We start from the raw sequence: 12389 nt of genomic DNA on the forward strand, positions 1-12389 counted from the left end.
GTACCCCCGCCTTCCGTTTCCGGGGGTCAACTATGAGCGGCGGTCCGGGTAAAGACAACGTTGATCTTTTGCCGGATCCGTGGCCTCCGACCGAGTTTCAGTACCCGGTCCCTCGCTTGACCTGCGCCCGCTCGGACGGATGGGCGCCACCCTTCTCGTCCAGGGTCGCGCAGGCGTCGGCGATGTCGCGGGTGAGCCGCTCGACCTGCTCGCGACTCATCGTCTCCTTGACCAGCGCGCGCATGATCTTCACGTTCTCCGCGTTGGGCGGCAGCGTGTACGCCGGCACCATCCAACCGCGCTCGGCCGAGAGCTGCCAGGCGATGTCGGACTCGTCGTACGTCGTGCGGTCGCCGGTGAGCCGGAACGCCACGAGCGGGAGCTGCTCGAGGTCGTCGCCGATCACCTCGAACCGGCCGCTGTCGCGGAGGTTCTTCGCCAGCGCCTTGGCGTTCTGCTGCATCTGCTTCATCACGTACGTGTAGCCGTCGCGACCCAGCCGGACGAAGTTGTAGTACTGCGCCAGCACCATCGCCGCACCCGTCGAGAAGTTCAGGGTGAAGGTCGCGTCGGTCTTGCCGAGGTAGTTCTCGTAGAACACCAGCTCCTCGGCGAGGTCGGACTTCTCGCGGAACACCAGCCAGCCGATCCCGGGGTATACGAGCCCGTACTTGTGTCCGGAGACGTTGATCGAGCGGACCTGCTCGAGGCGGAAGTCCCAGGGGGAGTCGGGGTAGAGGAACGGCCACACGAAGCCACCGCTGGCCGCGTCGACGTGCAGCGGGATGTCCAGACCCTTGTCTTTCTTGACGTCGAGCAGCAGCTGGTTGATCCCGACGACGTCGTCCATGTGCCCGGTGAACGTCGTGCCCAGGACGGCGACCACGCCGATGGTGTTCTCGTCGAGGTGGGGCGCCACGTCGTCGGGGCCGATGGTGTACCTCTTCTCCTCGAGCGGGACGATCCGCGGCTCGACGTCGAAGTACCGGCAGAACTTCTCCCATACGACGTGGACGTCGCCGCCGAACACGAGGTTGGGCCGGTCCACCGAGGCGTTCGCGGCCTGCCTGCGCTGCTTCCACTTCCACTTCAGGGACAGGGCGCCGAGCATGATCGCCTCGGACGAGCCCTGGGTGCGACAGCCGGTCGTCTCGCCGGGGGCGTGGTAGAGGTCGGCGAGCATCCGTACGCAGCGCTGCTCGATCTCGGCGGAGATGGGGTACTCCGCGTGGTCGATGAAGTTGCGGTGCAGGTTCTCCGCGATGATCCGCTGCGCCTCCGGCTCCATCCACGTGGTCACGAACGTCGCGAGGTTGCGTTGCGGGTCACCTTCCATGACCAGGTCCTCGCCGATCAGGCGCATCGCTTCTACGGGGCGCATTCCGGTCTCGGGGAAGGCGATCGACGGGGCCGCCTCGGTCAGGAACCGGTTGCCGTAGAGCCCCTCGGCCTCTGTGTCGCTGAGTCGTGTCATTGCTGAACCACCGTTCTTGTAGGAGTGGGGGTGTCGAATGCCTGGATGACCCCGCCGACCGCGAAGCACGCTGCTCCGGCGAACGTCCCCCAGTTGACGAGGCCGGTATCGATCGCGCTCGAGGTCGCCGGGCGAGTGAAGGCGGCGATGCCGGCGAGGAAGAAGAGGACCGACCCGAGCTGGTTGACCGCGACGACCCACCAGCCGACCAGGTGGGCCAGCACCCGAACGTGCCCCGCGCCCACGTCGAGCATCGCCAGGTGACCGGAGACCAAGAAGCAGACACAGCCGGTCATGTCGGGCAACCAGATCCACCCGTCGGACTGACGCGGCGTCAGACCTGCGGCGAAGGCGGCGACCAGGCTGACGGCGAAGAACAGCGTCCCCACGAACAGCACGAACGCACTCAGCCAGCTTCGCAGGCGCAGCCTGAAGCTCCACCAGCGCATGCGCTCATCGGTGTCGGTGTTGTCGGCGAGCAGGATCGAGACGTAGCCACCGAGCGTGAAGAAGCCGCCCCCGACCAGGTACGTGACGTTGACGACGGGCAAGCTGACCACCCCGAGCTGGGCGAATGCCGCCCCCAGGGCGAACAACGAGCCACCGAGAACGAAGGCGACGGCGGCGACGAGGTTGAGCCGGGTCGACCGACGCGTCAGTGCCTGGTGCATGGCGGTGCCCGCCCTCCCTCTCCCTCGCACCGCCATCCTCGACGGGTCAGGTCGTGGCGTCCTCATCCGGTCCGGGTGAAATCCATCTGCACCAGCTGCCGGAAAACGCTGTGCTCAGACCACGCCGTGCTCGAAGGCGAAGGCCGTGGCGGCGGTGCGCGAACGGACGTCGAGCTTGGTGAAGATGTTGGAAAGATGACGGGCGACGGTCTTCTCGCTGAGGACCAGGTCGGCGGCGATCTGGGCGTTGCTGCGGCCGGAGGCGACCAGGCGGAGGACCTCGGCCTCCCGGGCGGTGAGGCCGGCGGGCAGGGACGCGGGGGCGAGCAGGCCGTCGGCCTCGTCGGCGGCCGGCCGGGCGCCGATCTGGCGGAACACCGTACGCGCCCCCTCGAGCTCACGCCGGGACGACTCGGTGTCGCCGACGCCGGCCAGTGCGCGCCCGGTCAGCAGCCGCGCCTGGCTCCGCTCGTAGGTGGCCTCGGCCCGCGCCCACAGCTGCTGGGCCTTGCGCAGGTAAGGGAGGGCGCCGGCGGGATCTCCCGCGGCGAGCTCGACCGCGCCGTGCGCGTGCGCGGCGGCGGCCTCGAGCCAGACGCAGCCGAAGTGTCCGGCGAGCCCGTCCAGCTCGTCCGCGACCTGTCGGGCCCGGTCGGCCTCGCCGGCACCGAGCAGCACCTCGACGGCGGCCGGCAGGAGCCGGCATCGCTGCACGGGACCATCGGTCTCGACCAGCAGCCGCTCGATGGCGGCGAGCGCCGCCGCGCCCTGGCCGCGAGCCGACCAGAGCAGCGCGAGGCCGGGCTGCGGGTCGAACCCTCGGTCGGCCGCGCGCTCGTAGGCGGCGTCCGCCTCGGTGTAATCGCCGCGCAGCCGGAGCACCTCGCCGGCCTCGTACGCCGCCAGCCCGGCCGCATCCGGTGCGTTGACCTCCTGGTAGCGGCGGGTCGCGTGCTCGAACTCCTCCAGGGCCTGCTGCCACTCGCCGTGGAGCCGCAGCAGCTGGCCACGGTGGACCGCGCACTGGCCGGTGAACGTCAGCAGCCCGGGTTGGGCGGCGCACCAGCGTTCGAGGGCCGCGGTCCACTCCGCCACCCGGCCGAAGTCGCTGATCTCCTGGCAGCCCTCGATCGCGGTGCAGTAGACGTGCCCGGCCACCACCGGGGAGGCCTCGCCCGCGATCACCCGGATCATGGACTCGTCGAGTAGGGCGAGGCCCTCGGCGACCCGGCCGGAGTAGAGCGCCATCCGGCCCTGGGAGCAGAGCCCCAGCGCGGTGAGGTCGGGTTCGTCGTAGCGCCGGCCGCGCTCGGCGACCTTGTCGGCGAACCCGCCCGCCGTGGCGAAGTCGCCGGCGCTCAGCGCGCGGAACATCCGCAGGAAGTCGACCCAGCCGAGCTCGACACCGTCGTCCACGTCCGCGACGAGGCTCTCCGCCCGTGAGGTCCAGCCGCGGGCCAGGGCACTCTCCCCGTGGACGTGGGCGGTCATCGTGATCCGGAAAGCGCAGCGGACCGAGCGGCCGAGGTCCGCTGCGTCCTGGCTCTTGCGGAAGGCCCGGTGCAGGGCGGTGACCGTGTCGTCGTGGTGTCCGGTCAGCTCGGCGGCGACGGCGAAGTCCTCGAGCTCCTCGGCCGAGAGCACCCCCGGGTCGGCTCCCGACCAGGCGGCGTACGCCGCGCCCCAGTCACCGCGGACGAAGTCGGCGCGGGCGCTCTCCAGCAGGACGTCGGCCACGGCAGGCACCTCCACTGGAGAGCGTACTCGGATCACGCGGCCAGCGAGTGGGGTGCGGCCTGCCGCATCCGGGCCGTGACCCGGTCGGCGACGAGGGCGGCGTCGCGTCCGGCGCCCGCCAGGAGCATCGAGCTGAAGGCGTACTGGAAGCTGAGGCCGCAGAAGAACAGCCCGTCGGCCTCCGCCACCACGCCGCGCATCTCTCGCGGCCAGCCGTCCTCGTCGAGGACCGGCAGGTGGATCCAGTCGAAGGCCTGCCGGAAGCCGGTGGCCCATACGACGTTGGCGACCTCGCGCGGAGCGCCGTCGACCACGGGCAGCCCGTCGCGGACCTCCTCGACCCTTGAGGTGACCCGCTCGACGCCTCGGTCGGCCAGGTCCGAGCGCTTGACCCGCAGCATCGGCCCGCCGTGACGCCGGACCTCGGGCATCTCCTTGCGGCCGATCGGCGTACGCCGGGTGATGATGTGCCGCCACGCGAAGAGCAGCACGGGGAAGATCACGTGCATCACCGGCGAGTCCAGGCGCGGCGGGATCTCCCCACAGTCTCGACCGGCCAGGATCGTCGGCCGGGACTCGGCGACCTCGAAGGCGATGTCGCAGCCGGAGTGGCTGGCGCCGACCACGAGCACCGGGCCCTCGCGCAGCTGCCCGGGACGGCGGTACTCGCTGGAGTGGAGCTGCAGGATCGACGGGTCCAGCTGCGCCGAGATCGCGGGGACGTTCGGCGTACGGCCGAAGGAGCCGGTCGCGACCACGACGTTGTCGCAGGTCCAGGTGCCCCGGTCCGTCGTCACCCGGAAGCCGTCACCGTCCCGCTCGAGCCCGCTGACTCGGGTCTCGAGCCGCACCGGCAGCTCGAAGGTGCGGGCGTACGTCTCCAGGTAGTCGGCGACGTCGTCCTTCCCGGGGAACGACCACCTCTTCGCCGGGAACGCCATGCCCGGCAGGGAGTCGTACTTGGCAGGGGAGTAGAGCCGGAGCGAGTCCCACTGGCGCCGCCAGTTGTCGCCGACCCGCGCGTTCGCGTCGATGATCACGAACGCGCGACCGCGGCGTCGCAGGTGGTAGCCGGTCGCCAGGCCCGCCTGGCCGGCGCCGATGATGATCGTCTCGATGTGTGTGGTGTCCATGCTGATGACGCTAGGTCCGCATCTCGCCGCTCCGCGTCGGTCGTACGGCGCATTCGCCTGCGGTGGGTAGTGGGTCGATCTACCCATGGGCGCGGCTGCCTCGATTCCGAGCACGGAGCGCCGAGTTGGGGCGATACTCGAGAGATGACGAACCAGCCCCCGGAAGACTTCAGCAAGCTCCCGCCGTCGGTGCCGCTGGAGGAGACGATCGCCTACCAGCTCGAGGACCGGATTCCGAACGGCCCCGAAGGTGGCGGAGAGGCGGTCGACGGCGGTGGGGACGGCGACTGAGCAGTCTCTGGAGCAGCAGCTGCGGGCGGCGATGATCGCCTGCGGCGAGAGCGTGTTCCCGGCGTACGCGAGCCCGGCGGAGGTGTTCGACGGGCTGGCCGAGGCGTGCCGGGAGCTGGGGATCGACGAGTGGGACGTCTATGCCGAGCGGGGGCCGGTGGCGCGGCTCGAGGCGGAGGTCGGCGAGCTGCTCGGGAAGCCGGCGGCGTACTTCCCCTCGGGGGTGATGGCGCAGCAGGTGGCGCTGCGGATCCACGCCGACAACGCGGGCAACCGGCGGGTCGCGATGCCCGACCTCTCGCACCTGCTCGTCCACGAGGACGACGGCCCGAGGATCCTTCAGGACCTGCTGATCGAACACCTCACCACCGGGCGTACGACTCCGACGAAGGCTCACCTGGACGCGATCCCGGGGCCGCTGGCTGCGTGTCTGGTCGAGATCCCGTTGCGCGACGCGGGCTGCCTGCTGCCGACCTTCGACGAGCTCGCGGAGCTGGCCGAAGGGTGCCGTGAGCGCGGGATCGCCTTCCATCTCGACGGCGCCCGGATCTGGGAGTCGCAGCAATGGTTCGGCAAGCCGCTGGCGGACATCGCCGGGCTCGCGGACACCGTCTACACCAGCTTCTACAAGGGACTCGGCGGCCTCGCCGGCGCTGCGCTGCTGGGCGATGAGGACTTCGTCGCGCAGGCCCGGCTGTGGCGGCGCCGGATGGGTGGCACCCTCTACCGGTCCACCCCCGAGGCGGTCGCCGCGCTGGTCGGCCTGCGGGACCGGCTCCCGCACATCGGCCAGTGCGTGATCTGGGGGAGGGCGTTGGCCGCGGCCCTTCCGGCGTACATCACCGTTCAGCCGCCGGTGCCGCACACCAACACGTTCCTGCTGTACGCAGCGGGCGACCCGGACCAGGTCAACACCCGCCTCCTCGCCGAGATGGAGGAGCAGTCGCTCGCATTCAGCAGACCGTGGACGGCGGCCGAGGAGCCGGGTCGCATCGTGACCGAGATGACGGTCGGCCAGGGCGCCCTCGGCCTGGACCCCTCGACCGTCGCCGGCCACCTCGCCGCACTGCTGGACTGAGGGTGAAGTTGCAGGTGCCACCCAAAGATGGCTAACACCGGGTGGTTCGGCATGGCCGGATCTGTGCCACCGACATGATCGGTGCATGGTGAGCCCGCTGATCGGCACCAAGATGCTCGTGCCGCCGTTGCGGCACGACCTGGTCACGCGTCCACGACTCACCCGGCGGCTGAACAAGGTGACCGAGTCCAGGCTGACGTTGCTGTCGGCGCCGGCCGGGTTCGGAAAGACCACACTGCTGTCCCAGTGGCTCCAAGACTGGACCGCGGCGGGCGATGCGGACTTCGATCCGGAGAGACGGTGTGTGGCGTGGGTATCGCTGGATGCCTCCGACAGTGATCCGGCCTCGTTCTGGACCTACCTGATCACCGCTCTGAGCGCCGGTTCGTCGGTGGTGTGCGCTGAGCCGCTCGCTCTCCTGCAGTCCGGACGGGCGCAGATCGAGGCCGTCCTCACCGCGTTGGTCAACGAGCTCGCCAGGCAACCGGGTCAGGTCGTGTTGGTGCTCGAGGACTATCACGCGGTCACCGATCGGGAGGTTCACGACAGCGTGGCCTTCTTCCTCGAGCACCTCCCACCTGATGCCCATCTGGTGATCGCTACCCGCGCCGACCCAGGCTTTCCGTTGGGGCGCCTGCGAGCGCGCGGCGACCTCGTCGAGATTCGCGCAGCAGACCTACGGTTCTCCACCGAGGAGACGATCGCGTACCTGACCAGCCCGTATCTGGCCGGCTCCGGTGTCGAGCTGTCCCGCGAGGACATCGCGACGCTGGGTGCGCGCACGGAAGGCTGGATCGCTGCCCTCCAGCTGGCGGCCCTGTCGCTGCGCGGGCGCGACGACATCGCCGGCTTCATCGACGGGTTCTCCGGCAGCGACCGCTATGTCGTCGACTACCTGGCCGAGGAGGTCCTCGACCGGCAGCCCGAACCGGTCCGGGACTTCCTGCTCAGTACCTGTTTCCTGGACCGATTCACCGGCGACCTGTGCGACGCGGTCAGGGGCAGTCGCGGCGGCAACCACATGCTCGAGTCGCTCGCGCGCAGCAACCTGTTCCTGGTGCCCCTCGACGACCAACGCCGGTGGTACCGCTACCACCACCTGTTCGCTGATCTGCTGCGAGCGCGACTGGGCGACGCTGGCTCAGGGCATATGCCGATGCTGCACAGGCGAGCCAGTGACTGGTGCTCGGAACACGGTCTCCCCGAGGAGGCTGTCCGGTACGCGGTTGCCGGCGAGGACTTCGACCGCGCCGCCTACCTGATCGAGGAAGCAGTACCGCAGCTGCGGCGCACCCGGCAGGATCGGCTACTGCTGACGTGGATCAGAGCGCTGCCCGAACCGGTTGTTCGACGCAGCCCTGTCCTCTGCGTCGTCGCGGGCTGGGCAGCCATGACCGCCGGCGATCTCGACGCGTTCGAGGACCTGCTGGATGCCGCCGAGGAAGCGTTGGCGGCCGGCAAGGCCGATGAACGGCTCGCGAGCACCTGGGCGGAGACCGAGGACCTGCGTACGGCCCCTGCCATGGTTGCGGTCTACCGCGCCTCCCTTGCTCAGGCCCGCGGCGACATCGAGGGCACGGCGGACAATGCCCGTCATGCGCTGGCGCTGGCTGGTCCGGAGGATCATTTCGTCCGGGGTGCCGGCGCGGGCTTTCTCGGCCTGTCGGCCTGGGCCGCAGGCGACATCGCCTCCGCACTGGCTAGGTACGGCGAGGCCGTCCGCGCACTCCACGCGGCAGGGAATCACGTCGATGAGCTCGATGGCACGATCGTGCTGGCCGACCTGTGGGTCACCGCGGGCAGGCCCTCCAAGGCCCGACGGCTGTGCGAGCAGTCGTTGGCCACGGCCAGCGGGAGCGAGCACCCGCACCAGCGCGCCGCCGCTGACCTGCACGTTGCGCTCAGCGAGCTCGACCTGGAGATCGGTGACCTCACCAGCGCCGAGGAACACCTCGAGACGGCGCGGATGCTGGCCGAGTCGGCTTCGATCACCGAGAACAGACACCGGTGGTTCATCGCCGCCGCCCACCTCCGGGCCGCGCGCGGGGACCATGACACGGCGATGAGCCTGCTCGACCGCGCCGAAGAGCTGTACCGGCCCGGGTTCTACCCGAACATCCGCCCGATCGCCGCGATCAGGGCCCGGATCCAGATCGCCGCGGGGGACCTGGACGCGGCTGCTGCGTGGGCGGATGCGCACGAGGTCGCGATGGGTGACGAACCGAGCTACCTGCGCGAATATGAGCACCTGACGTTGGCGCGTCTCGTGCACGCTGAGAATGGGGAACGCGTGGAACACGGCGGTTTGGATGTTCTGCGGGACTGGCTGGGTCGGTTGCAAGCAGCGGCAACCGAGTCCGGGCGGAGGCACAGCGTGCTGGAGATCGGGGTGCTGCAGGCTCTTGTCTTCCCGGCCACCCCCGGCACGTCCCCGGGCCACGCAGGAGTCTCTACGGCGTCGTTGAGCCGGCGCGAGCTCCAGGTCCTTCGGATGCTCGGTGGTGAACTGACCGGCCCCGAGATCGCCCGGGAGCTGTACGTCACGCTCAACACGTTGCGAACCCACACCAAGCGCATCTACATCAAGCTCGACGTCACCACCCGAGCAGACGCCGTGAAACGCGGGCGCGAACGCGGACTGCTCTGACCGCAGGACGCTGGATCGAAGACGTGTCACACCGTCTGTCACATCGTGTGGGGACGCCAGGTCCCATCATCGGTTCCTAGGTTCGGATCATCTCGCGGCACCTGTCGCGAACCGATCAGAACAGGAATCGGACATGATCATCACCCCAACCGTCCTCATCCGGATCTCCGCAGGCGCGGCTGTCGCCGCCGGAGTCACGTTCATCGGCGTGCAGCTCGGCCACCCTCACTCCGATGTCGTAGCGGTCACGACCACCGAATGGGCCGTCCGCAACGTGTTCAAGGTGCTGATGGCGATCTTGGCCCTGGCCGGCATCACTGGCATGTACCTGCGGCAGGTCAGAGAGATCGGGCTGCTCGGCCTGATCGGGTACGGCGTCTTCGCGCTCGGCTACCTCACCATCATGGCGGGCGCCTTCGTCAGTGCCGTCGTGCTGCCCACCATCGCCGCAACCGACCCGGCCTATGTCAACGACGTTCTCGCCGCAGCCACCAACGGAGCCGCCACCGGCGACATCGGGCTGATGCAGACCGCGCTCAACATCTCCGGCGCCACCTTCCTGGGCGGCGGACTCATCTTCGGGATCGCCCTCTACCGGACACGCGTTCTGGCCCGGTGGGCAGCCGTCCTCCTCGCCGTCGCCAGCCTCCTGACCGCCTCGCTCGCCTTTCTGCCCGACGCGTTCTACCGGTTCCTGGCCTTCCCCAACGCCATCGCCATGATCGCTCTCGGGTATTCCCTCTGGCTCACCACGCGCGTCCGGACCGCGATTCCCACGACTCTGCCGGCAGGTGCCGATGAAGAGGTCTCCACCGTTGCCGACCGGCGATGAGCCGGCCCGGCGAGCCCGTCTGCTACCAGCTCCGGGTCGCGGGTCACCTCGATGAGCACTGGTCGGTCTGGTTCGACGCGATGAGCCTCGTCCACGAAGCCGACGGCACGACCTCCCTGTGCGGTTCGGTGGCCGACCAATCCGCTCTGTACGGACTGCTCGCCAAGGTGCGTGATCTCGGCGCCACCTTGATCTCGGTGGAGGTCGTCGACACAACCCCCTGAGCTCCAGGTCGGTAGAAGGCGCTGACGCACAGAGCACGGGTACGTGGGTCCTCACCCGTCTGGGGTGAGGACCCACGCCTGTGCTGTTCCTAGGCTCGGCACACCGTGGAGACGGAGAGTCGAACGTGGCCACCGTTTCGTCAGACTTCATATCGGAGGCGTCCCATGACCCGGGATTTCCAAGCCAGGATCGAGCTCGACGTTCGTGACCCGAAGAGCGGGACCGAGCAGGTGCTCATCCCCGGCGGCCTGGACCTTGTCGGCAGCGACCGCTTCTACCCCGAGGAGCACCCGGTGGTCGAGGTCTCCGTAGGTGACGTGCGGTGGGATCGGCACCCGGTGACGAACGCGCAGTTCGCGGCCTTCGTGGACGACACCGGGTACGTCACCGTCGCCGAGCGCGACCTCGACCCGGCCGACTTCCCTGGTGCCGACCCGGCGCTGCTGGTGCCCGGTTCGCAGGTGTTCACCCAGGCCCCGGGGCCGGTCCCGTTGCACGACTGGACTCGGTGGTGGCGCTGGCAGCCCGGTGCCCAGTGGCGCCACCCCGACGGCCCTGCGGCCGATGCGGGGAGCCGGCCCGGACGCCAGGTCGCGGACTGGACCGAGATCCCGGACCACCCGGTCGTGCACGTCGGCTGGGAGGACGCCGTGGCGTACGCCCGCTGGGCCGGCAAAGAGCTTCCGACGGAGGCCGAGTGGGAGCACGCGGCCCGCGGTGGCCTCGTCGGCTCCGACTACGCGTGGGGTGACGAGCTGTCTCCGGACGGGCGGCTGATGGCGAACACCTGGCAGGGGCAGTGGCCGTGGCGCAGCGAGGATCCGCGCGGACACGACCGCACCAGCCCGGTCGCCTCCTACCCGCCGAACGGGCACGGTCTCTACGACATGGTCGGCAACGTGTGGGAATGGACCCGCACTCCCTGGACACCCGACCACCGTGACCTCATCGCGCCACCTCACGGCCGGGCCGGGTCGGGTACGCCCTCGCGGCAGGTCGACGTCGCTGCGCCCTCCTGCTGCGGCGGCAGCCAACGCCCCGGCACCGGCGCCGAGAAGGTCAAGGAGACCGATCGGATGGTGACGAAGGGCGGGTCGCACCTGTGCTCGCCGCAATACTGCCGCCGCTACCGGCCCGCCGCGCGCCAGGGGCACGGCGTGCGGGACACGACGTCGCACGTCGGGTTCCGCTGCGTCGTACGCGCAGACGACTGAACCGGTTTCCCCCGGAAGGGGTGAGGACGGCGGCCGGGCGTTTGGCGAGGTTGTGCCCATGTGGGAACTCGCCGGGCAGCTGCTGCCGGAGATGGTGGGGCTGGCGGTCACCCCGGCTGCGGTTGTCGCCTGCCTGCTCCTGCTCGGGTCCTCGCACCCGTTCCGCAACGTCGTCGCGCTGGCACTGCCGTTCCTCGCTGTCTACGGGGTGCTGTCGGTCGCCGCGCTGGCGGCTGGGCGGGCGGCTGATGCCGCCAATGACGATCCGGCGACGACTCGTGGCTGGATGAGCATCGTCGTCGGCGTCATCTTCCTCGCCGTGGCGGTCATGTCGTGGCTCCGGCCGCGGTTGCAGTCGGCTGCGGGTGCTCCCTCGGCACGGGCGACGCACCGGGCGGCTATGGAGGAGCCCGGCTGGGTCTCGGCACTACGTGATCCGTCCGTCGGCCTGGTGCTCGTCGCCGGCCTGTTGCTGGCGGTCGTGAACCCCAACGTGGCCATCCTGGTCTCTGGGCTGGGCATCGTGGTCACCGCCGATGTGAGGCTCAGTGCGCAGATCAGCGGCATCGCGCTGCTGCTGGCGGCGAGCATGATCGACTTCGTCGTCCCCGTGCTCGTGTTCGTCCTTGCTGGCGAGCGTGGCCGCGGCTGGCTCCGGTCCGCGACCGGATGGCTCCTCGCCCACAACCACGTCATCAGCATCGTGGTGCTCCTCGCCTTCGGCGTGCTGTTCGTGGGTCGCGGGCTCGCACAGGTCACAGCCTGAGCGCCGACCGACGCGAACCGACCTCGCGGCCACTCGTTCGGTGATATTTTTGGGCGACCACCGAAGTCCTACTGAAGGGCAGTTTCATGTCGGTTCAGTTCGAAGTGCGCATCGATGGAATGACCTGTCACCGCTGTGTCGAGACCGTGACGAGCGCTCTCGGTGGCCTGGAGGGCGTCGAGGGGGTCGTGGTCGACCTGAACCCGGGAGCCGTGTCGAGCGCCCGCGTCACCGCCGACGGACCGCTCGAACCGAGGGTCGTCAGATCCACGCTCGCCAAGGCCGGATTCACGATCGCTCGCGAACCCTGACCGGCCGAGG

At 69.7% G+C, this 12389-nt stretch carries 12 protein-coding genes; 8 read left to right on the plus strand and 4 right to left on the minus strand.

The genetic code is table 11. From position 1 onward, the window contains the following. Positions 1-97 precede the first annotated feature (97 nt). From ABZU72_RS02330 to ABZU72_RS02345, 4 genes are all read right to left on the minus strand, one after another. The gene (locus ABZU72_RS02330; protein ID WP_355017294.1) at positions 98-1474 is read right to left on the minus strand and encodes a glutamate decarboxylase; all 1377 of its coding nucleotides are present in this window, start codon (positions 1472-1474) and stop codon (positions 98-100) included. After that, positions 1471-2145, minus strand: coding sequence for a hypothetical protein (locus ABZU72_RS02335; protein ID WP_355017295.1), 675 nt, complete (start codon positions 2143-2145; stop codon positions 1471-1473). The genes ABZU72_RS02330 and ABZU72_RS02335 overlap by 4 nt, the downstream gene beginning before the upstream one ends. 114 nt (positions 2146-2259) lie before the next feature. After that, complete coding sequence (locus ABZU72_RS02340; protein ID WP_355017296.1) at positions 2260-3882, minus strand: LuxR C-terminal-related transcriptional regulator; 1623 nt, start codon at positions 3880-3882, stop codon at positions 2260-2262. Positions 3883-3914: 32 nt separating this feature from the next. Continuing rightward, the gene (locus ABZU72_RS02345) at positions 3915-5015 is read right to left on the minus strand and encodes an NAD(P)/FAD-dependent oxidoreductase (RefSeq protein WP_355017297.1); all 1101 of its coding nucleotides are present in this window, start codon (positions 5013-5015) and stop codon (positions 3915-3917) included. A gap of 144 nt (positions 5016-5159) precedes the next feature. Here ABZU72_RS02345 and ABZU72_RS02350 point away from each other — a divergent pair, with 144 nt between their 5' ends. From ABZU72_RS02350 to ABZU72_RS02385, 8 genes are all read left to right on the plus strand, one after another. Beyond that, positions 5160-5306, plus strand: a complete 147-nt coding sequence (locus tag ABZU72_RS02350; protein ID WP_355017298.1) for a hypothetical protein — start codon at positions 5160-5162, stop codon at positions 5304-5306. Then, positions 5290-6384, plus strand: a complete 1095-nt coding sequence (locus ABZU72_RS02355) for a beta-eliminating lyase-related protein (RefSeq protein ID WP_355017299.1) — start codon at positions 5290-5292, stop codon at positions 6382-6384. Before ABZU72_RS02350 ends, ABZU72_RS02355 begins: the two co-directional genes overlap by 17 nt. An 85-nt stretch (positions 6385-6469) precedes the next feature. Continuing rightward, positions 6470-9031 carry a LuxR C-terminal-related transcriptional regulator gene (locus ABZU72_RS02360; protein ID WP_355017300.1) on the plus strand — a complete coding sequence of 854 codons (2562 nt, stop codon included), beginning with the start codon at positions 6470-6472 and terminating at the stop codon, positions 9029-9031. Positions 9032-9164: 133 nt separating this feature from the next. Beyond that, on the plus strand, positions 9165-9863 hold the full coding sequence (locus tag ABZU72_RS02365; protein WP_355017301.1) for a hypothetical protein: 699 nt from the start codon (positions 9165-9167) through the stop codon (positions 9861-9863). Further along, the gene (locus ABZU72_RS02370) at positions 9860-10087 is read left to right on the plus strand and encodes a hypothetical protein (RefSeq protein ID WP_355017302.1); all 228 of its coding nucleotides are present in this window, start codon (positions 9860-9862) and stop codon (positions 10085-10087) included. Before ABZU72_RS02365 ends, ABZU72_RS02370 begins: the two co-directional genes overlap by 4 nt. 165 nt (positions 10088-10252) lie before the next feature. Beyond that, positions 10253-11302 carry a formylglycine-generating enzyme family protein gene (locus ABZU72_RS02375; RefSeq protein ID WP_355017303.1) on the plus strand — a complete coding sequence of 350 codons (1050 nt, stop codon included), beginning with the start codon at positions 10253-10255 and terminating at the stop codon, positions 11300-11302. 58 nt (positions 11303-11360) lie between these two features. Beyond that, positions 11361-12068: a GAP family protein gene (locus tag ABZU72_RS02380; RefSeq protein ID WP_355017304.1), complete on the plus strand. Its 708-nt coding sequence runs from the start codon at positions 11361-11363 to the stop codon at positions 12066-12068. An 86-nt stretch (positions 12069-12154) separates the two neighbouring features. Beyond that, a complete protein-coding gene (locus ABZU72_RS02385; RefSeq protein ID WP_160023692.1) occupies positions 12155-12379 on the plus strand; it encodes a heavy metal-associated domain-containing protein in 225 nt (74 codons plus the stop codon). Positions 12380-12389: the final 10 nt, after the last annotated feature.

Origin of the sequence: Nocardioides sp. NPDC004968, assembly GCF_040608935.1 — a bacterium.
In the GTDB taxonomy this organism is placed as follows: Bacteria; Actinomycetota; Actinomycetes; order Propionibacteriales; family Nocardioidaceae; genus Nocardioides.

Excerpts from the sequence above, each read along its gene's own strand:
- ABZU72_RS02370 (WP_355017302.1), top strand. The coding sequence starts at position 9,860 with ATGAGCCGGCCCGGCGAGCCCGTCTGCTACCAGCTCCGGGTCGCGGGT.
- ABZU72_RS02385 (WP_160023692.1), top strand. The coding sequence starts at position 12,155 with ATGTCGGTTCAGTTCGAAGTGCGCATCGATGGAATGACCTGTCACCGC.
- ABZU72_RS02365 (WP_355017301.1), top strand. The coding sequence starts at position 9,165 with ATGATCATCACCCCAACCGTCCTCATCCGGATCTCCGCAGGCGCGGCT.
- ABZU72_RS02335 (WP_355017295.1), bottom strand. The coding sequence starts at position 2,145 with ATGCACCAGGCACTGACGCGTCGGTCGACCCGGCTCAACCTCGTCGCC.
- ABZU72_RS02330 (WP_355017294.1), bottom strand. The coding sequence starts at position 1,474 with ATGACACGACTCAGCGACACAGAGGCCGAGGGGCTCTACGGCAACCGG.
- ABZU72_RS02375 (WP_355017303.1), top strand. The coding sequence starts at position 10,253 with ATGACCCGGGATTTCCAAGCCAGGATCGAGCTCGACGTTCGTGACCCG.
- ABZU72_RS02345 (WP_355017297.1), bottom strand. The coding sequence starts at position 5,015 with ATGGACACCACACACATCGAGACGATCATCATCGGCGCCGGCCAGGCG.
- ABZU72_RS02350 (WP_355017298.1), top strand. The coding sequence starts at position 5,160 with ATGACGAACCAGCCCCCGGAAGACTTCAGCAAGCTCCCGCCGTCGGTG.
- ABZU72_RS02380 (WP_355017304.1), top strand. The coding sequence starts at position 11,361 with ATGTGGGAACTCGCCGGGCAGCTGCTGCCGGAGATGGTGGGGCTGGCG.
- ABZU72_RS02360 (WP_355017300.1), top strand. The coding sequence starts at position 6,470 with ATGGTGAGCCCGCTGATCGGCACCAAGATGCTCGTGCCGCCGTTGCGG.